The sequence below is a fragment of the Arthrobacter sp. zg.Y820 genome (genome assembly GCF_030125555.1).
Classification (GTDB): Bacteria; Actinomycetota; Actinomycetes; order Actinomycetales; family Micrococcaceae; genus Arthrobacter_B.
Genome location: NZ_JASKLX010000008.1, coordinates 248,901 through 267,356, shown reverse-complemented (window position 1 = coordinate 267,356; position 18,456 = coordinate 248,901). Strand labels below are relative to the sequence as shown.

18 protein-coding genes are annotated in these 18,456 nt (G+C 65.1%); 10 read left to right on the top strand and 8 right to left on the bottom strand.

The genetic code is table 11. The features are described from left to right. Positions 1 to 106: 106 nt before the first annotated feature. Positions 107 to 880: a DUF4839 domain-containing protein gene (locus tag QNN99_RS08770; RefSeq protein ID WP_229966075.1), complete on the bottom strand. Its 774-nt coding sequence runs from the start codon at positions 878 to 880 to the stop codon at positions 107 to 109. A 335-nt stretch (positions 881 to 1,215) separates the two neighbouring features. Beyond that, complete coding sequence (locus QNN99_RS08765) at positions 1,216 to 2,295, bottom strand: alkene reductase (RefSeq protein ID WP_284015819.1); 1,080 nt, start codon at positions 2,293 to 2,295, stop codon at positions 1,216 to 1,218. A gap of 326 nt (positions 2,296 to 2,621) precedes the next feature. Here QNN99_RS08765 and QNN99_RS08760 point away from each other — a divergent pair, with 326 nt between their 5' ends. Then, positions 2,622 to 2,816, top strand: a complete 195-nt coding sequence (locus tag QNN99_RS08760) for a hypothetical protein (protein ID WP_229966074.1) — start codon at positions 2,622 to 2,624, stop codon at positions 2,814 to 2,816. On the opposite strand, the gene QNN99_RS08755 is transcribed toward QNN99_RS08760, so the two are convergent. Further along, positions 2,771 to 3,628, bottom strand: a complete 858-nt coding sequence (locus tag QNN99_RS08755) for an aldo/keto reductase (protein WP_229966073.1) — start codon at positions 3,626 to 3,628, stop codon at positions 2,771 to 2,773. The two genes, QNN99_RS08760 and QNN99_RS08755, sit on opposite strands and share 46 nt — an antisense overlap. A 115-nt stretch (positions 3,629 to 3,743) precedes the next feature. Between QNN99_RS08755 and QNN99_RS08750 the strand changes: the two genes are divergently transcribed. Further along, entirely contained in the window at positions 3,744 to 4,157 is a 414-nt protein-coding gene (locus QNN99_RS08750; protein WP_229966072.1) for a VOC family protein, read from the top strand. A gap of 220 nt (positions 4,158 to 4,377) precedes the next feature. Here the strand turns inward: QNN99_RS08750 and QNN99_RS08745 are convergent, their stop codons facing one another. Further along, the gene (locus tag QNN99_RS08745; protein ID WP_229966071.1) at positions 4,378 to 4,530 is read right to left on the bottom strand and encodes a hypothetical protein; all 153 of its coding nucleotides are present in this window, start codon (positions 4,528 to 4,530) and stop codon (positions 4,378 to 4,380) included. 10 nt (positions 4,531 to 4,540) lie between these two features. On the opposite strand from QNN99_RS08745, the gene QNN99_RS08740 reads away from it, so the two are divergent. The 3 genes from QNN99_RS08740 to QNN99_RS08730 are packed head-to-tail and all read left to right on the top strand — an operon-like array spanning position 4,541 to position 8,314. Beyond that, positions 4,541 to 6,007, top strand: coding sequence for an S-layer homology domain-containing protein (locus QNN99_RS08740; protein ID WP_229966070.1), 1,467 nt, complete (start codon positions 4,541 to 4,543; stop codon positions 6,005 to 6,007). A gap of 31 nt (positions 6,008 to 6,038) precedes the next feature. Continuing rightward, positions 6,039 to 6,725, top strand: coding sequence for an ABC transporter ATP-binding protein (locus QNN99_RS08735; protein ID WP_229966069.1), 687 nt, complete (start codon positions 6,039 to 6,041; stop codon positions 6,723 to 6,725). Between the two features lie 2 nt (positions 6,726 to 6,727). Then, positions 6,728 to 8,314 (top strand): DUF6297 family protein, encoded by a 1,587-nt coding sequence (locus tag QNN99_RS08730; protein ID WP_229966068.1) that lies wholly within the window; start codon positions 6,728 to 6,730, stop codon positions 8,312 to 8,314. 22 nt (positions 8,315 to 8,336) lie between these two features. Here the strand turns inward: QNN99_RS08730 and QNN99_RS08725 are convergent, their stop codons facing one another. After that, positions 8,337 to 8,786 (bottom strand): HD domain-containing protein, encoded by a 450-nt coding sequence (locus tag QNN99_RS08725; RefSeq protein ID WP_229966067.1) that lies wholly within the window; start codon positions 8,784 to 8,786, stop codon positions 8,337 to 8,339. Between the two features lie 479 nt (positions 8,787 to 9,265). Here QNN99_RS08725 and QNN99_RS08720 point away from each other — a divergent pair, with 479 nt between their 5' ends. After that, a complete protein-coding gene (locus QNN99_RS08720; RefSeq protein WP_229966066.1) occupies positions 9,266 to 10,132 on the top strand; it encodes a lantibiotic dehydratase C-terminal domain-containing protein in 867 nt (288 codons plus the stop codon). Positions 10,133 to 10,193: 61 nt separating this feature from the next. Here the strand turns inward: QNN99_RS08720 and QNN99_RS08715 are convergent, their stop codons facing one another. Together QNN99_RS08715 and QNN99_RS08710 are read right to left on the bottom strand one after the other, a co-directional pair. Then, positions 10,194 to 10,685, bottom strand: coding sequence for a DUF2975 domain-containing protein (locus QNN99_RS08715; protein ID WP_229966065.1), 492 nt, complete (start codon positions 10,683 to 10,685; stop codon positions 10,194 to 10,196). 221 nt (positions 10,686 to 10,906) lie between these two features. Then, complete coding sequence (locus QNN99_RS08710) at positions 10,907 to 11,947, bottom strand: FAD-dependent monooxygenase (RefSeq protein WP_229966064.1); 1,041 nt, start codon at positions 11,945 to 11,947, stop codon at positions 10,907 to 10,909. Positions 11,948 to 12,269: 322 nt separating this feature from the next. Between QNN99_RS08710 and QNN99_RS08705 the strand changes: the two genes are divergently transcribed. Both QNN99_RS08705 and QNN99_RS08700 read left to right on the top strand, forming a co-directional pair. Next, on the top strand, positions 12,270 to 13,289 hold the full coding sequence (locus QNN99_RS08705; protein ID WP_229966063.1) for a zinc-dependent alcohol dehydrogenase family protein: 1,020 nt from the start codon (positions 12,270 to 12,272) through the stop codon (positions 13,287 to 13,289). Positions 13,290 to 13,571: 282 nt separating this feature from the next. Next, the gene (locus QNN99_RS08700; RefSeq protein ID WP_229966062.1) at positions 13,572 to 14,639 is read left to right on the top strand and encodes a DUF8173 domain-containing protein; all 1,068 of its coding nucleotides are present in this window, start codon (positions 13,572 to 13,574) and stop codon (positions 14,637 to 14,639) included. 31 nt (positions 14,640 to 14,670) lie between these two features. On the opposite strand, the gene QNN99_RS08695 is transcribed toward QNN99_RS08700, so the two are convergent. Next, complete coding sequence (locus tag QNN99_RS08695; RefSeq protein ID WP_229966061.1) at positions 14,671 to 15,762, bottom strand: AI-2E family transporter; 1,092 nt, start codon at positions 15,760 to 15,762, stop codon at positions 14,671 to 14,673. 372 nt (positions 15,763 to 16,134) lie between these two features. On the opposite strand from QNN99_RS08695, the gene QNN99_RS08690 reads away from it, so the two are divergent. Next, the gene (locus QNN99_RS08690) at positions 16,135 to 17,553 is read left to right on the top strand and encodes a cryptochrome/photolyase family protein (protein ID WP_442860498.1); all 1,419 of its coding nucleotides are present in this window, start codon (positions 16,135 to 16,137) and stop codon (positions 17,551 to 17,553) included. 116 nt (positions 17,554 to 17,669) lie between these two features. Further along, positions 17,670 to 18,386, top strand: coding sequence for an aldolase/citrate lyase family protein (locus QNN99_RS08685; protein WP_229966060.1), 717 nt, complete (start codon positions 17,670 to 17,672; stop codon positions 18,384 to 18,386). Positions 18,387 to 18,456 lie beyond the last annotated feature (70 nt).

Sequence of the window (18,456 nt, the reverse complement as noted above, 5' to 3'; positions counted from 1 at the left end):
CACTGACAGTCACGGACGGATCATTTCATACCCGACTACGGCCTTCGGGAACGAGCGTAGACCGCGAGCAACGGTAACTTCGCCGGGGTCTACTGCCCCCGGCTCCCTAGCGGAATTCGGTGCTGACCGGCTTAAGAACGAATTGGCACGGGGTGCTGTCGTACTCCACGACCTTAGCCGTGATCCGAACGTTGTCGCCTACACCAATCGTGTCCGGGTTGTCATTGTCCGTGTAATACAGGTCAGAGACGGTGTTTACATCCCTGTATTGGAAGAATGGCCCGACTGCAGTTGTTTCACTAAAATCACCTACTCCAATCAAGATGTCGTATCTCGTGGTGTAGTTGCCGTGAAGCGCCATGGCGCCGATATTTGCGTCGAAGGCAATGGATTGCCCCTTGTATTTGGTCGCAAAGTCTCCAACCGCAGGGCTGCAAGTGTCCAGCGTCAGAAGCTCCGCCAGATCCGTGTTGTTCTCTACGGTGAGCACCGAATCTTCAACAGGCTTGGCTGAGGCCGTCGTCTCGGTGGCTTCCTCACTTGGGGCAGTTTCTGCTGCCGGCGCGGAGGCCGGCGCTCCCGTGCTTGTCTCGGCTGCCGCCGGGGGCGCCGGAGGAGCGGCAGTACCGGGTTCCTCATCGAAGAGACCGAAAACGGCAGCGACGGCAATCAGGACCGCTAAGGCGCCGCCTGCCACCGCTATCAAACGCCAAGGTAACTGACGCTTCGGGCGGCGGAACGTGATCTCGGTGCGCAACGTCCCTTTGTCCTGCGAGACGAACTCCCACCCTAACTTTTCCCACTTCGTAATTGTCCGGGCTTCAGTGCTGCGTATTGCCTGTACGGATTTCAACTCATACTGCACATCGTCGTCAGCCATGCGGCTTCCCGACCCCCAATCGGTTTTTCTCAAAATGAACCATCGGAGCATAGCAACTGAAGAGCAGTAGTCCGCGCTGGGGGTCGCATGGCGAGGCCGAGCCGCCGGACGACGACGGCCTCGGCCGAATCCTGGACTAGTTCGACGGCGTCACTGACGGCATGGCCACCGCTAGCTGGATTCCAGCTCGCCAGCAGCACGGTTGACGGCGTCGGTCTCGTCAGGGGTGAATGCCGCTAGGGCGTCGTCGAGCTTCTGGGCCGCTTGGCACAGATCTAGTGACGGACGGTAGGTCTCCCGCGTCGCGCGGAAGACCTACCGTCTTCGTCATTCGGTTAGGAAACCGGAGCCAGCTCCGGGTAGTCCGTGTAGCCGGCGGCGCCGTCGGTGTAGACGGTGGCCTGGTCGATCTCGTTCAGCGGGTGGTCCTCCTGCCAGCGGCGGGCCAGGTCCGGGTTGGCGATGACGGGACGGCCGACGACGGCGGCGTCGGCCAGGTTCTCTTCGAGCAGCATGACGGCGTCGCTGCGGGTGGTGACCGAGCCGAAGCCGGTGTTCATCAGCACCGGTCCGCCGAAGCGGTGGCGCAGGCCTTGGACCATGCTGTCGGCCGGGTCGGCGTGCAGGATGCTCAGGAAGGCCGGCTTCAGGTCGGCGATGCCGTCCACCAGGGCGGTGTAGGTGGCGGTCACGTCCTCACGGTCGGTTTCCAGCACGCCCTGGATGTTGTGTTCCGGGGAGATGCGGATGCCGGTGTGCTCGGCGCCGACGGCCTCGGCCACGGCACGGACGGCCTCGATGACCAGCCGGGCCCGGTTCGCCGGCGATCCGCCGTAGTTGTCGGTGCGGGTGTTGGAGACGGGGGAGAGGAATTCCTGAAGCAGGTATCCGTTGGCGCCGTGCAGCTCGACGCCGTCGAACCCTGCCTTCATCGCGTTCCGGGCGGCGGCGACGAAGTCCTGCACGATGCCGGGGAGTTCGGCTTCGGTGAGGGCGTGCGGCACGGGGTAGGGCTGCTTGCCGGCGTAGGTGTGGGCCATGCCTTCGAGCGCGATGGCGCTGGGGGCCACCGGCCGGCGTCCGCCGTTGATGTTTTCGTGGGCGACGCGGCCCGAGTGCATCAGCTGGGCGACGATGCGGCCGCCGGCTCCGTGGACGGCGTCGGTGACGCGCTTCCAGCCGGTGACGTGGTCCTCGGTGACCAGGCCGGGCATCAGGGCGTTGCCCTGGCCGGTGAAGGAGGGGTAGATGCCGTCGCTGATGATCAGGCCCATGGAGGCGCGCTGGCGGTAGTGCTCGACCATGATGTCGGTGGGCACGCCGTTGCGGTCGGCGCGGACGCGGGACATTGGGGCCATGACGAGGCGGTTGGGCAGTTCCATGGCGCCGACGGTCAGCGGGGTAAAGAGTTTCACTCAGGGGTTCCTTTTGTCGCGTGCCGCAGGGCGGAGGTGTCCTGGGCTGAAGTTCATCTATCCAGCGACAACCCGGGGCAGGGCACGTGGTATTCCGCGAAGCGCGCCATGTCACACTATGTTCCGCCGGCTCTGGACGGCGGCCTCACGGGGACGAAACCATGGATACAGCCCCGAAACGCCTGTGCCGCTGTCGGGCCGGGCAACACGTCGTCGTGATGTGACCGCACGGTCCGCCGTCGGCCGCGAACCCGGGGCGGGGCGGGCGCCGGGTCCGGGGCCGAAGATGCGGGACGTGCTCCAGGGCCTCATTGACCGGCGGCACCGTGATCGCCATCGACCACGACCTTGACCTGATCACGAACGCGGACTATCTGATCGACTTCGTCCCCGGGGGCGGCACTGCCGGCGGCCGGATCGTCGCCGCCGGCACCCCCGCCGGCGTCGCGCGCAACCCCGACAGCGTCACCGGCCGCTACCTCCGTCCACTGAACACCGGGAACCGGCTGGAGGTGCCGTAGTCGGTGATCCTCAGGCTCCGGAGAAATTCCATGTCCTGGTCGGAGATGGTGAAGTCCACCTGCGCGTTGTTCCTCATATGCTCCGGGTTCGCTGTCTTTGGCAGCGGCACCGTCCCCAGCTGCAGCGCATAACGGATGCACAGCTGTGGGACGGTCACCGAATAACGCTCCGCCACGGCGGCGACCTCCGTGTTCCTGAGCATTTCGCCGTGGGCAATGGGGGAGTAGGCCTCGACCAGAATATTTCGTTCCCAGCAGTAGATCAGGAGGTCGTCCGGGGTGCTGCCAACGTGGAGGAGCACCTGGTTGACCTGAGGCGCCACGGTGCAGTCAGAGAGGATGTTCTCCAGATCCTGCTGCTCGAAGTTGGAGACACCAATGGAGCGGATCTTGCCCGCCTTTTGGGCTTCCTCGAGTGCACGCCAAACCTCCCGGTTGCCCTCGGCATAGGAGCCGCCGCGCCAGTCGTTCCAGGGCTGCGGGCTGTGGATCAGCATCAGGTCGAGGTACTCCAGGCCCATCGTGGCGAGCGATGCATCGATCGCGGCCGCGGCGTTCCGGAAGTCCTTGATTTCGGCGGCCACCTTGCTGGAGATGAACAGCTCCTCGCGCGGCACGCCGCTGCTTCGCACACCTTTCCCGACGCCGTGCTCGTTGCCGTACGCCTGTGCAGTGTCGATATTGCGGTAGCCGATCTCCACCGCCTCCCGGACGGCCCGGGCGGCGCTGCCGTCCTCGATGAACCAGGTGCCCAGGCCCAGCTTCGGAATGGCGTGTCCGTTGGCCAGTGTGTAGGTCTCATTCAGGATCATTGGTCCTGCTCCTTGAGGTTGGCGGAACTGCGTGGTCCTTCCCTGCCATGGTGCCGCAGCCTGCTGCCCGGCGGAACGGCTGGCCGGAAATCGGAACCCTCACTAATCTCGGCTCATGACCGGATTTCCTGAGCTGCTGCATACCGTCTTGGATACAACTGATGTCCGAGCGCTGGCGGAGTTCTACCGCCAGCTTCTCGGACTCCACTACCGGCCGGGAGATGAGCCTGCGACCGAGGGGGACTCGAACGACGCAGACTGGTTGGTCCTCACCAATGCGCAGGGCCGCGCAAAGCTTGCCTTCCAATTGGTGGACCGCCTCGAGCGGACAACCTGGCCGTCGACTGACGTCCCGATGCAGATGCATCTAGACCTCACCGTTCCGGACCGGGAATCTCTGGAGCACCAGCATTCCAGGGCATTGGAACTGGGAGCGGAGCTGCTCTTTGACCGGACCGACGACCCGGAAGAGCCGCTGTACGTGTACGCCGATCCATCCGGGCACCCGTTCTGCATTTTCGTGGCCTGAACGAGTTCCCTCCTGGTCCACACTGTGTGGGGGAGCGATCCCTCAGAACGGGTGCCCGAAATTACGCTTGGGTGCCGAACCAGGACGGTGGCCTGCGTCACTGCCGCATACAGTACTCTGCGATTGATGCTGCGAAATTGTTCGTTGCCTGGCGAGCTGGTGCGCTGCAGCTTGCTCGTGTCTTTACAATCGGGGGCTGTTTTTTGATTCGTTCCAGTGTTCAGAACGTGGCTGTGCTTGCGGGAACGGTGATGCTGTCCATGACCATGATCACCGCTCCCGCACAGGGGAACGATGCATCTGACTCCACGTCGGCGGCTGCCACACCGACCACAGTCGTCGGCTGCGGAACGTCGGGGACATCGCCGATCATGGAGGCTCCTGTGCCCGAGGGGAACCCGGGAGCGATAACGAGCAGCCCGGACGGCTCCAGGCTCTACGTCTCGCTCACAAATCTTGGCGAACTCGGCAGCGGAGTCATATCCGTCCTCGATTCTGAAACCCTTCAAGAAGTAGCGAAAATGCAGGTGCCCGGACATTATCCTTACGCGGGAAAAGTGTGGATGAATGCTGCTGGGACAAAAGGATATTTAGGTACGAATTCTGGCAACGTTCAGGTTTTTGATGCCGCCAGCAATACGATGACTACTTCGATTCCGACCGTGGATCCGCAGTCAATCGCGTTCAGCCCTGACGGAGCAAGGGTCTACATCACTGGTTACAACAACCGCATGACTGTTGTGGATGCACAGACGGACACGGTGGTCGACGAATGGGTGTTTGACCCTGCCTACGGCACCTTCGGCGACCTGGAAATCGATCCCACAGGGTCTTTTGCCTATGTGGGCGGCAGGCGCACGCACTCTGTGTACGTCGTTGATCTCGCCTCAGGTGCCGTGGCCGGCAGCATTGAGGTGGGGGGTCCGCCGGGGACACTGTCCCTGACCAAAGATGGGAAGTCACTCTATGTGACCGATGCCTACAATGAACAAACGATCATCGTAGATACAGCAACTCGATCCATCCGCACCAGCTTCTTTCTAAGAATCGGCTACGGCTTCTTGTTGAGCGAGACCGAGGACCGTGCCTTCGTCACAACGTCCAACCGAAGCCGGGTTGATGTTATCGACCTCACGACCAATGCAATGATCTGCTCCCACTCACTGCTGCCGGATTATCAGAACAGTCCTCAGGACATCGCTCTCAGCCCTGACGGGCGAAGAATGTATGTCGCGAATACTTCCCACAACAACAACACGATCATCGCCCTGGCAGTCCCCGAGGAAAGAAATGCTGCGTTTCGCGATATCCCCAGCGGCACTCAGTTTGAGCGGGATATTCGCTGGACGGGAAATGCCGGTGTTGCGACGGGCTACGAAGATGGCACGTACCGCCCGCTGGAGCCTGTTCGTCGAGACGCCATGGCTGCCTTCCTCTACAGGTTCCATGGGTCCCCTGACTTTGTTCCGCCCTCAACCTCCCCGTTTGTGGATCTGAGAACAACCGACAAGTTCTACAAGGAGATCACTTGGCTGGCGAGCATGGGAATATCCGCTGGGTGGCCTGACGGCACCTACCGTCCTCTCCAGCCGGTGAACCGGGACGCAATGGCGGCATTTATGTTCAGGACGGTCAACACCGCCAACTTCAGTGAGCCGGCGGACAGCCCCTACAAGGACGTGAAGAACACTGATCAGTTTTATCGGGAAATGGCCTTCATGTCCGCAGCAGGTGTCACAACCGGGTGGCCCGATGGAACCTTTCGCCCCCTTGAGCCTGTAAGCCGCGACGCGATGGCCGCCTTGCTCTACCGGCTCAATCCACTGGCACCCACGAATTTGACCCGTTAACCTGCTGAACATCACTACCTGGGGGGATTCCATGACTGCTGCGGGGGCTGTGCTCGAGATTTCCGATCTGTCCGTGGGATACGGCGGCACTCCGGTGTGCGGACCGATCACGGCCCGCGCGGAGGCCGGTGAGATCCTCGGCATGGTGGGCTTCAACGGCGCCGGCAAATCCACCGCCGCCCGCACGATCGCCGGCAAGCAGGCCATGCTCGGCGGAGAAGTGCGCGTCCATGGGCTGCCCGTTTACGAGGACGGCATCCCGTTCCGCCGGCAGGTCGCAGCCCTGTTCGACGAGGATGCCTTCTTCCCCTCCCTGTCCGTGCGGGAGCACCTCCAGCTGGTGGCGCGCGGACACTCGCTGCCGGATCCCGATGCCGCCGTCGACGCCGAACTGGAGTATTTCGCGCTGGGGGAGCGCGCCGACGCCGTTCCCGCCGCCGTTTCCTCCGGGCAGCGGCGGCGGCTGCTGCTGGCCTCCGCACTGATCCGCCCCTCGTCCCTGCTGATTCTGGATGAACCGGAGCAGCGCCTGGATCCGGCCATGCGCGAACGGCTGGGCACACGGATCAAGACCTATGCCGACGACGGCGGCACGGTGCTGCTGGTGACCCACGACCCGGCGCTGCTCCTGGCCACCGCCGGACGCTGCCTGCTTATTGACGACGACGTCCGGGAGATCGCGCCGGAGCAGGCCGCCGCGGAAATCGCCGGGCGGTAGCCGTGGCCCAGGACGCCGCCGTCGGAGGAGTTTCCGCGGACTTCAACCCGGTCCGGTACACCCGGCACGCCTCGAGAACCTTCACCCGCGCCCGGACCCGGATCCGGGATGTCTTCGTGGACGCCTATACCGCTGTTCTTGCGCTGGGAACCATCGGGGCGTTCGCTGCCGGTCTGGTCCTGGCGCTGCGCGAGCAGGTTGCCCAGGCCTGGGATGCGGAAGCCGCCGCCCGCACGCTGCTGCCCCCGCCGTCGTTCATCCTGCCCGACGGTGCCGCAGCGACCGCACTGCTGTTCGCCGTCCTGGCGGCAGCGATGGTCTTGGCCCGGAAACTGGGTCCGGCGGCGGTGACGAGAGCCGAAGGGTACTGGTGGCTGAACCTGCCCCTGGAGCGTCGTCCGCTGGTGACCGGACGGCTGCTCCGCCGGCTGGGCCTTGTGTGGGCGGGTGCGTTCATGCTGTACCTGCCGGTTGGTTTCATCACCGACCTCCAAGCCAGCGTGCCAGGACAGTTTCTGGCGGCGGCAGTGTTCGGAGCGGCCGCCGTCACCGCAGTGCTGCTCGCGGCCCTGCGGCAGATCGGCGCCGGACCTGCGGGGTCCGGGGGCGGTGCCGGTGCCGGTGCGGGGCAGCTTGGGCGAACAGCAAACGGTCCGCTGCCGGGACTGCTGCTGCTGGCCGTGCTGAGTTTCGTGCAGCGGCAGGCCGCCGCCGGTCAGTGGGGTCCGGCCCTTGTTGCTCTGGCGGCCGCCGTCGGGCTCGGGCTCATTGTCTTTCCGCGGCTGGGGACGATTCCCGCCCGGGATCTCATCAGCGCCGGCGGCGTTTCCGGGCATGCCGGTGCCGCCCTGTATCTGATGGACCCGAACGAAGTGGGGCGGGCCCTGTCCCGGAACTACGGCGCGATCGTCTCCACCCGTGCCGGCCGCTGGTATGCGCGGGGCGGCCGGACCCCGTTCGGGGCGCTGCTGCGCGCCGATACCGCAGCCTTCCTGCGCGCCCGGGGCTGGCTGGGCCGGCCGGTGCTGCTTGGGCTGCTGTGTGTCGTCCTCCTGCTCACCGGCGGCACGCAGCCGGTGCCGCTGCAGCTGGCCCTGATCTCGGCGACAGTGTTCGCTGCCGTTCCGGCAGCGGGAGCGTTGGCCCGGCAGACCGCCATCACTCCGGGGTTGGACGTGCTGCTGCCGTTGTCGCCGGCCCTGGTTCGGCTGAGCCGGATGGCTCTGCCCGCAGCGGTCCTGGCACTGTGGGCCGCGGCGTTCCTGGCTGTGCTCGTGCTGCTGGGTGCGGGAAGTGCGGAGCTCATCGTCTTGGGCGCGCTGGCCGGCGTGGGCTTCGGCGCATCGGCGGTGCGGGGTGCGTACCGGCCGGAGCCGGACTGGACGCTCCCGCCCACTGACACCGTTTTCGGACCCGTGCCGTCGGCGCAGACCGGGGCCATGGTCCGCGGACCGGACACCACGCTGCTGGCCCTGGTTCCCCTGCTGCTGGGGATGTTCCTGGGCTATGCGCCCGCAGTGCTGCTGCTGGCCCAGGCCGGCTTTTCCGCCGGGTGTGTGCTGCTGGTGATGTTCTCGGACCCCAAGTAGGGCAGTCTTTTGCGGCTCGGAATTACTCCAGCGCGAGCAGCTCGCGTGAGCGCTGGTATTTGGCGGCCAGGCGGGTCCGGTCCTCATGGTCCAGTTTCTGGACGCGTTCGGGGTTGGTGTTGTCATCAATGTCCGCTGCCTTGACGATGCGGGCAAGGTTGTTGGCCCGGACGCGTTCGAAGTAGCTTTCGACGGGTTCTCCCTGACGTTTGGTCATGGCGTCCACGCCGGCGACGACGGTTTCTGGGAAGCCCTGCTCCCGCAGCCCCTGCAGGGTCACGCCGGTGTCTTCCACCGCGTCATGCAGCCAGGCCACAGCCTGCGCCTGTTCGCGCAGATCCTCCGGCGCCCTTTGCGCCGCGGTCCGGGCGACCCGCTCGGGATGCGTGATGTAGGGGACTCCTGTCTTGTCGGTCTGGCCTTCGTGCGCAGCTCGTGCCACGCTTTCGGCATTGGTGATGAGGTTGTCCATGTATTCCCCCTGCGGCTCGTAGCCGTGTTTGCGATTTGTCAGTTGCTGTTGGTGCCAGCATAGGGGCCGGCTACCCCATTAATGCCGCAAGGTCCTGATGCTCAATGGCGTGGCAGAACCGGCGCCGTCGTCGTCGAGCTGTGCGCCAGGGCTCTACCTCTTCGGCCAGACGCTGCATGGCGCCGTTGCGCAAAACCCATAGTCGATATTCGTACGCAGGAAAAGAGCACTTGACAAAAATGGGCAATTTTCTGGAGACGGGATAGCCTTCGCATTCTGGGACGACACTGTGTAGGCAGTACACGTACCAATGTCAGAATCATTTTGGGGATGAAAAGAGCCGCGTCATGCAATCGAACATTGTGCACCGAGGTGCAGCTACCCGTCCTGTGCAGCAGCACTCCAGCCCAACCACCCTGTGGTCCGTCCTGACCATGGAGCCGGAGCGAAAGGATGTGGGCGACGGAATAGTCCGCCACATGGTTGCCCCGCTGTCTTCCCAAATGCGGCTCGAGGCGGGCCAGTTTAGTTTTTCACGCAGCCTGGAATCCGACCATCCGGCCGTGCTCCTGCATGTGCAGGCCACCGACGACGTCGCTCAGCGCCTGTGGAAGTTTGCCCACGTGCTGGCGGCGGAAAACGTTGCCAGTCTGGGTCCCGTGAAGATCTCCCAGTCGCAGGGCATCGTCTATCCGCCACGGCCGGGCGAGCCGGTGCCTGAGCTGGTGGAAGCGATATTTGCACGGTTCGGTGGGCCAAAGGGCTTGGAACTGACAGGTGAGATTTCTGAGGTGTCCTCGGATTTGGCTTTGTGGGCGGTCGACCGCTTTCCCGGCCTCACCATGCGCTCGATGCTGGCTGCCCTGCTTCTCTTCGACGCCGGCCACGCCATGATGCGGGGACCCCGGTCCGCTGTCTGGCCCGACCGCAGAACCACTAGCTGGGACTACTACTGGAACGCTCATCTGCGCGCCTGCACAGGTTCTCTCGGCTCCCAGTCTGAGCGTGCGCGCAGGGCAATGATGGACCGGATAGCACCCCGGATTATGCCCGCACATAGGGTGATGGCCGCGCTGGCCTCCGAGCCGGCGGTGGATATCTGGCGGAAGCGCTGGGCGCGGGCCATCGATGAGTATTTGTATCGGGCGGACAAGCATCGCATCAGTCGCAGCGCACAGCAGCTGGCTATGGGGGCGAGCCAGCTGGCACTCAACCGGCTGGGCTTTTCGTTCCGGGAGCAGGCAGTCCTCGGCCTATACGCGCGTGCTTGGAGTAAGGACATTGAAGCGCAGTATTCCGGCGAGGAGTCCTCTCGCACCCGTACAAGTCAGGCGGGTAAGAAATGACGGTGTAGGCGGCACCGGCCTGTGTCCCGGATTTAGACGGGGGAGACTCGTCGGAGATCCGTTAAAGCTGGGCGCGCCGCTGCTGCTTCGCGGCGTCTCGGACACGCTGCAGCAACCGGCCGCGCCATACCAGTACCCCGAGGATCACTGCCGCTCCGAGGAACATTCCGGCCATCAGGCCCAGGCCCACGGCCGGGCCCCCGCCGCCCGTCTGCGGATCGGCGGCCAGAACCGCGGAGATGGCGGCGAGCATTCCCGTGCCGGCGACCAGCGAGAGGATCAGGGCGTCCACCCAGCGCGTCGTTCGGCTGGTCAGGAAGGCTCCGCGCCCGGCCAGCGTGAGCAGTCGCCAGATACAGAGCAGCGCCGCCTCGCCGCATGCGATGGCAAGAACCGCCAGCGCGGTCAGGGGAGTCCGCAGATAGGCGACTTCGGGAAAACTGGCCGCCGCCTCCGCAGCAAGCATCGGAAGGACCACCGCCTGTACCGCGACCGCGACCGCGAGCATCGCGCCGATGAGGACTTTTAGTTCAGCGCTTGCCTCTGACCGCATCCGGGTCTCCCATGTATCGATAAGCGGTGAAAAAGTATCGTTGGCCGATGCTTGCACAAGCATCCGCGAGGCACAAGAGCCGGATAACGGACGCTGGAGTCCTAGCGGGTCAACCGGTTCCGGTGCCCGCCACCCACAGTCAGGACGGCGCAGATGGGTCCAGGGGGAGAGTATTCGCGGAAATGAAGGCACCCGACGGCGGCTGCCGGGCGGCGAAAGTCCTAGGCGAACCGTGACCCCGCGGACATCGCGAGGTTGCGGAGGCCGGTGAAGTGCTCGGCTGTGCCCAGACGGTTCAGCAGACGTGCCGCGCGGACCATGGCGTTTCCCCGCCGACGCCGGATGGAGTCGTAGTGCTCCAGCCCGGCGGCAACATCGGGCGCCGAGCTGAGGGCATCGACCAGCGCAACCGCATCCAAAAGTGCCTCACAGGCGCCGCGGCCAAGGTTCGGCGCCATGGCGTGCGCGGCGTCGCCCAGCAGCGCCACGTTGCCGGACACATAGGAGCGGAGCGGCGGAACGTCGAACAGCTCGCGGTAATCTATCGGGCTCCCGTCCAGTTTTCCAAGGACCCGGGCGACGTCCGGGTGCCACCCGCCGTACAGGCTGCGCAGCAGGCCGGCACCCTGGGCGCCGAAGGCATCCGGGGAACCCAGCGGGGGAAGGTCCGCCGAACGGAGACAGGCAAACCAGTTGGTGCTGACGGCATCCAGCGGCGTAATGCCGAACAACCGGCCGCGCCCCCACGTCTCGGTGACCCCGCCGGCCGGGCCGGCAACAACGCCGCGGAAGGCTACCGTTCGCAGCGACCGTGGTGGTGCCGCGTTGCAGGCGGTGCGCAGCCGGCTGGATATGCCGTCGGCGGCCACGACAACATCGGCTCGGGGCAGGGATGCAGGCCCGGCGACCGGCGAATTCCATTGGATAAGCCCGTCGGGAAGGTCCCCGGAAAGGGCCTCCAGCAGGACGGTGCGAGGCACAAACCGAGCGGTCCGGTTGCGACCCATGGCTGCGATCTTGCTTCCGTCGGGTTTCAGAATTCGAGCGCCGTGCTCTTCCATCGAACCGGCGAGGACCGCGTCACTGGCACCCAGCGATTCCAGTGCTCTCAGCGCCTCGGGCCACATGGCCAGCGCCGTTCCGCTGCCGGGCAGGTTTGCGCCGCGTTCGAGCACTTGGACCGACCATCCTGCCCGCAGCAGGCCGCGGGCAGCAGCGGTTCCCGCGATGCCCGCTCCGACGATCAGTGCCGAACCGCGCATGCCTTCTCCTCACCACTGGTTCTTGCGGTTCCGCCGGGGAGCGGCCCCGGCGGAACGGTGATTCAGCTCATCCGGGAATTTACGCTGTCTGCTGTCTGCTGTCTGCTGTCGACATCGGTTGCCAGGCCCGCTCCGGCCTTTTGAGGCCACCCGACCAATAATATGGACGCCAAATCCAGCCGGATCAATTGCTCGTGACGAACTGAACGCGGCGATGCCTGTTCCGAGTGCCTAATAGGAACTTGAGGGTCGCGGGCCTACCCATGCTTCTGTGCAGGTGCTGTCCTTGGAAAGAAGGAATCCGACCGCAGAAGGAGACACCATGCGTGGCGTAATACTGCATGCACCAGGAGATGTGCGCGTCGAGGACCGGGCCGATCCAGCGATTGAAGAACCGACTGACGCCGTAATCCGGCTCGCAGCGACCTGCATCTGCGGATCGGATCTGTGGCCGTACCGGGGTGTGGAGGACGCCCATAACGCACCCATGGGACACGAATACGTTGGCTGGGTGGAGGAGATTGGACCCGAGGTGCGGACCATCAAGGCCGGGGACTTCGTCGTCGGCTCCTTCTGGGCCTCCGACAACACCTGCGAAATCTGCCGGGCCGGCTACCAGAGCCGATGCGTCAATGCCGTGCCGATGGGCATGATGGGAACCCAGGCGCAGTTCGCCCGGATTCCGCTGGCCGACGGCACCTTGGTCGCCACGCCGGAATCCCCGCCGGCGGACCTGCTGCCCTCACTGATGGCGGCCTCTGACGTGCTGGGCACCGGTTGGTTCGGCGCCGTGGCTGCTGAGGCCGGCCCCGGCAAAACCGTCGCCGTGGTGGGGGACGGCGCCGTCGGCGTGTTGGCCGTCCTGGCCGCGCGACAGCTGGGCGCCGAGCGAATTATCGCTTTTAGTCGGCACCCCGAACGCCAGCAGCTCGCCCGGGATTTCGGAGCCACCGATATCATCGCCGAACGCGGTGATGCGGGGGTGGCCGCGCTCAAGGACCTGACCAACGGGCTCGGCGCCCATTCGGTAGTGGAGGCCGTGGGCACGCAGGAGTCAATGATGCAGGCTGTGCGCTCCACCCGGCCGGGCGGCCACATGGGCTTTGTGGGCGTCTCTCATGACGTCGCTCTTCCCGGGCTGGAGTTGTTCTTCGCCGAGATCCACATGCTCGGAGGCCCCGCTCCCGTGCGCCGCTTTCTGCCCGACCTCATTCAGCGGATCTGGGACCGGAAGATCGACCCGGGCCGGGTCTTCGACCTCACGCTTCCGCTAGGCGACGCCGCGGAGGGCTACCGGGCCATGGACGAACGCCGGGCGGTAAAGGTACTGCTGACTCCGTAAATCATCCTCAGTGCCGTCCCGGGGCCGTCGGCTCTATGGCTCGGCGGACATCTGCCGGACACTGAACACATTGGCCTCGGTACCGCGGGGGCGGATACGCATCAGCCCAGCCGCGGGATGCCGCTGCACAAGCACTCTGACGAGGAAGAACAGGCGAACACCGTACCCCGGAAAGGCATTCCGATGAGACTTCCTTCTCCTGCCCGGCGGGCTTTCTCCGCAGTTTTCGCCGTCTGCATTCTGGTTCTGGCGACGGGGTCAGGTGCATTCGCCTCGTCCCCGGTGTCGAGCCCACAGTCCGCGCCCTCTGCCGTGGTGAACGACGGCACCGGCCCGCAGTTCTACAGCGGACTGAACATCGACGTCCAGGAAGACGTTTCCGGTGACGTGTACGCCTCGGGGCAGAGCGTCACCATCAGCGGAAATGTCACGGGGGATGTGATCGCGGCAGCCCAAACGATCACCATTACCGGCAACGTCGACGGAAACGTGCGGCTCGCCGGGCAGGACGTGACCATAAGCGGTGACGTTGCGCGCAGTGGAACGATCTTCGGGGCAGCCGTCACCATCACCGATGCCGGGTCATTCGGCGACGACCTGGTGGGTGCCGCGGGCGACATCACGATCTCCGGTGCGATCGGCCGTGATGTCGAGGTGGGCGTTGGAAACCTCGACATCAGCGGGACGGTCGGGGGCAACGTCACGTACAACTCCAGCGAGGAGGCAAACATCTCCACGGATGCGGTCAGCGGCACCGTGGAGCGCATCGCCCCGGAGCCCGAGCAAGAGCCCTCGGCGGGGGAGAAGTTCGTTGGGTGGCTGCTCGGGTTGCTGTATGCGCTGGTTGCGCTGAGCCTTATCACGGTGCTCGCGGGCTGGCTCTTCCCCAGGTTGCTGCACCGGGTGACCGACCGGCTCCTGCCTCGGCCATGGCATGCGCTGCTGGTCGGTTTCGTGGCATCAATCGCCGTTCCGCTCGTGGTGCTGCTCCTTCTGGCCACGGTCATCGGGGCGCCCCTGGCGCTGTCAGTCCTTTTGGTCTGGATAACGCTAACGCTCGCCACCTTCGTCCTCGGCGCCTATTTCATTGGCAGGCTCATCTTCCGCGGCAACCAGCATCCAGTGATCAAGGCGCTTGTCGGGGGTCTGATCCTCATTGTCGCACTGCATATTCCGTGGCTGAACATCGTCGTATGGCTGGCCATGGTGTTCCTTGGACTTGGTGCGCAGCTGCTGGCAATCTACGACCGTCGTCCCTGGCGCCGCGTACCGCCCGCTTCCGGCATCTCCGGCGTCGAGCAGCGGAGGGGCGACGGCGGGGGCCAGCCCTCAGCCTTCGACTCTCACTGAAACCCTCCGGCGCGCGGGGCGTGCATCATGCCTAACTGCGACGAGGTTCATCCGGGGGTGCCGGGGTGTCCTCCGGGCCGTCATCGCCGCTGATCCACTGTGCGAAGCGCGCACCGGGATCCCCGCCGATCACCAGGAAGCGGGCAAAGAGGGTAAGCGGCACAGCCAGGAGCGAGCCGACCGCTCCCAGCAGGGTTGTCCAGAGGACCACCGAGGCGAAGGTCAGCGTGACGCTCAGCCGAACTGATTCCCCCACGAACCGGGGCTGGATCAGCACTTGGAGAGTGACGTTGACGACGCAGTAAATGGCCAGCACCAGCAGTCCCAGCCCCCAGCCGCCAACCGCGACAGCGAGCACGACGGGAGGCACCACGCCGAGGACGAAACCAATGTTGGGAATGAAGTTGGTGACGAACGCCAGCACCGCCCAGACGAATGGACCGGGTACGCCGAGAACCCAGAGGGCGAGTCCGTCAATCACCGCGACGATCAGCCCGAATATCGAGTTGACGAGGAAGTACCGGTTGGTTCCGGCGGCGAACTGATTGAAAGCGTGCAGTCGCCGGCCGCTCGCCTCCGCGAGCTCCGCCGGTGGGTTCTGCCACCGTGCAGCATCCATCCCGAGAAACATCGCGTAGGTGAAGACAAAAAAGACGGCCGTGCCCAGACCCAACAGTTGCGTGCCGGCGTTGAAAACGGTCGTCAGGAGTGTAGATGGCTGGATTGCCCCGGCAACCTCGTCCATCGATACGGTGCTGAACCCGAGGCTTTGGAAAAACGACTCAAGTGTCTCGGCGCTCTCGTCCAATTGGCCTGCATAGTCGGCCAGAATGCGCCCGAATTGCCCCAGAGCCAGAAGGACCAGCACGGCCAGAACCACCAGGATGCCCCACGCGATCGCCACGACGACGAGCGTGCCTACCCAGCTTGGGGCCCCGCGCCGATCCAATGGTCGTCGAGCGGGCATAGCGATAATGATGAGCGCCGCGGCCAGCACCAGCGGCGCCAGGAGCGATCGGCCTGCCCATACCGTCCAGCAGGCACCACCCGCAGCCGCCAGAGTCAGCAGAATCCGTGTTGGTCTTGCAAGTCCGGGTGGCCCGGGTGGCTCGCGATCGCTCATGGGGCCTCACAGCTGTCAGGGGACGACGACGCTAAAGTCCGGGTTCCGCTGCTTCTTCCCGGCGGCCCCTACCACCACAGGCTGGCGCACAGGGCAATCTCCGTCTAGGGGCAACGGTGTATACCGGGGTCAAAGGGGAGCGAATCGTTCCCGGGCCCGGGCGACTTTGGCGACTTTGGCGCCGGACAGACTCTGTCCAGCAATTGAAGCGCTCCGCGGCCAGGCGCAGCGGGAGATCCACGTTCCGTTTTGTACCTCGCTCCTCTGCGATGCCACGGCGGTTCATCACGCTCGTGAGAGGTGCGGTTGAGGGGCGGGACCGGTGCCAAGGTCCACAGGTAGGGTCGTGTTATCCAAAGAGAGGACCTGCCCGTGGTTTCCATCGCCTGGCTCCGCGACGACTTGCGCACAGCTGACAACCCTGCCCTCCTGGCCGCAGCGCAGGACGGCGGCGCGGTAGCCCTCTATGTTTTGGATGAGGAATCACCGGGCATCCGGCCGCTGGGTGCCGCCGCCAAATGGTGGCTGCATCACGCACTGAAGACCCTGCGGCATGATCTTGAGGCCCTGGGCATTCCGTTGGTCCTGTTGCGGGGGCCGGCAGTCGACGTCGTTCCTGCGTTCACGCAGGAGGTGGACGCGGAGCGGGTCTTCTGGAATCGGCGCTACGGCGGGCCGGAGCGGGAGGTGGACACAGCGATCAAGGAGTGGGCTGCGGGCGCGGATGTGCAGGTGGAGAGCTTTCAGGCTTCGCTGCTGCATGAACCCTGGACTGTGCGTACGGGCGGCGGCGGACCGTACCGCGTTTTCACTCCCTTCTGGCGAACGGTGTCCGCAATGGATTTCCGGGCGCCCTTTCCGGCTCCGGACAAGGGTGCTGCCCCGCCGGACGGCATCCCCGCCGGGGAGCACCTTCAGGACTGGAACCTGCTGCCGCTGAATCCGGACTGGGCCACCGGGTTGGCAGAAGCCTGGACCCCGGGCGAGGAAGCCGGCTTGTCCGCACTCAGCGACTTCCTGGCCGGCCCGGTGCAGAATTACGACGACGGTCGCGACCGCCCGGCGAAGCCCGGAACCAGCCGGCTCTCCCCGTACCTGCGGTGGGGGCATGTGAGTCCGTTCCAGGTGTGGCACGCGCTGTCCCGCGTCCGCGGGAACGGGCCCGGGCCGGATGTGTTCGGCACCGAAATTGGCTGGCGTGAGTTCTGCTGGCACCAGCTCTTTCACAACCCGGATCTGGCCACCAAGAACCTGCGGCCTGCCTTCGACGGTTTCCCCTGGGAACATCCAAAGGGCTCCGGACCGCAAACCCCGGCAATCCTGCGGGGGAGGGCGGGGCAAGCGCCGTCGGGATCCCGGCCTGATGGCCTGGACTCCCTCGATGCGTGGAAGGCCGGGCTGACAGGAATTCCGCTGGTCGACGCCGGCCAGCGGCAGCTTTGGAGCATTGGCTGGATGCACAACCGGGTGCGGATGGTCGCCGCCAGCTTCCTAATCAAGAACCTGGGCATCCACTGGCGGGTGGGCGAGGAATGGTTCTGGGAGACCTTGGTGGACGCAGACCCCGCGAGCAATCCCGCCAACTGGCAATGGGTCGCGGGCTCCGGCGCGGACGCAGCACCGTTCTTCCGGATCTTCAATCCCCAGACACAGGCAAAGCGCTTTGATCCCAAAGGTGAGTACGTCGCCCACTGGGTGCCGGACGCACTGACTCCCGCCTATCCCGAGCCGCTCGTGGATCTGTTGGAGTCCCGCCGGCACGCGCTTGAGGCGTACGAGAGTATTCGCTGAGCTGCGCAGCGCGGCTCAGGCGAGGCACACGCTCGAAATACCCTTAGTGGGCCTGACAGGAACGGTTCGACAGCGGAGCAACCCGTGCCGAGCACGCCGACCTCCTCGACGACGCCGTGGGCGCATGGATCGCCCGGCACTCGCGGGAGGAGGTGATCGCCGCGTTCGAGGCTGCGGACGCCGCAGTGGCACCGATTTATGACCCGTCGGACATCGTTGCCGACCCGCAGTTCAATGCCCTCGGAACCATCCACCGCATTAAGGACGCAGACCTTGGCGACATGGCCATGCAGGGACCGCTGTTTCGGATGTCCAAGGACGAATCGACGATGGGTTCACCGGGCGGGCGCACGGTGCGGACACGGAGGCCGTGCTCACCGAGCTGGGGTACTCTCCCGACGAATTGGCGGCGTTGTACGACGAGGAAGCATCGGATGAGTCGGCCAATCGTCGTAGCACTCTACGCACCCGCTGACCGGCCCGAGCGCTTCGAAAAGGCGCTGCGGGCCGGGGCGGATGCGGTCATTGTTGATCTCGAAGACGCCATCACCGCATCGCCCCAGGCGGATGCCCGTGCCGCGCTAGCTTCAGGGCCGGCAGTGGATATCTGGCGCAAGCTGTGGGCACCGGCCATCGATGACTATTTGTACCGGGCGGACAAGCAACGCCTCAGTCGCAGTGCGCAGCAGCTGGTTACGGGGGCCAGCCAGCTGGCACTCAACCGGCTGGGTTTTTCGTTCCGGGAACAGGCGGCCCTTGGACTATATGCGCGTGCCTGGAGTATGGATATTGAAGCGCAGTATTCCGGTGAGGAGCGCTCTCGCCCCCGCTAAGTCATCCGAGTAAGAAACGACGACGGCCCCTCCACTGCATGCCGAGGGCACGCCGTCGTCGTGCGTTTCC

Bases quoted from the DNA above. Each gene is read 5' to 3' on its own strand.
- QNN99_RS08770 (WP_229966075.1), bottom strand. From the start codon at position 880: ATGGCTGACGACGATGTGCAGTATGAGTTGAAATCCGTACAGGCAATA.
- QNN99_RS08755 (WP_229966073.1), bottom strand. From the start codon at position 3,628: ATGATCCTGAATGAGACCTACACACTGGCCAACGGACACGCCATTCCG.
- QNN99_RS08750 (WP_229966072.1), top strand. From the start codon at position 3,744: ATGACCGGATTTCCTGAGCTGCTGCATACCGTCTTGGATACAACTGAT.
- QNN99_RS08745 (WP_229966071.1), bottom strand. From the start codon at position 4,530: ATGATCGGCGATGTCCCCGACGTTCCGCAGCCGACGACTGTGGTCGGT.
- QNN99_RS08735 (WP_229966069.1), top strand. From the start codon at position 6,039: ATGACTGCTGCGGGGGCTGTGCTCGAGATTTCCGATCTGTCCGTGGGA.
- QNN99_RS08725 (WP_229966067.1), bottom strand. From the start codon at position 8,786: ATGGACAACCTCATCACCAATGCCGAAAGCGTGGCACGAGCTGCGCAC.
- QNN99_RS08720 (WP_229966066.1), top strand. From the start codon at position 9,266: ATGGTTGCCCCGCTGTCTTCCCAAATGCGGCTCGAGGCGGGCCAGTTT.
- QNN99_RS08715 (WP_229966065.1), bottom strand. From the start codon at position 10,685: ATGCGGTCAGAGGCAAGCGCTGAACTAAAAGTCCTCATCGGCGCGATG.
- QNN99_RS08710 (WP_229966064.1), bottom strand. From the start codon at position 11,947: ATGCGCGGTTCGGCACTGATCGTCGGAGCGGGCATCGCGGGAACCGCT.
- QNN99_RS08705 (WP_229966063.1), top strand. From the start codon at position 12,270: ATGCGTGGCGTAATACTGCATGCACCAGGAGATGTGCGCGTCGAGGAC.
- QNN99_RS08695 (WP_229966061.1), bottom strand. From the start codon at position 15,762: ATGAGCGATCGCGAGCCACCCGGGCCACCCGGACTTGCAAGACCAACA.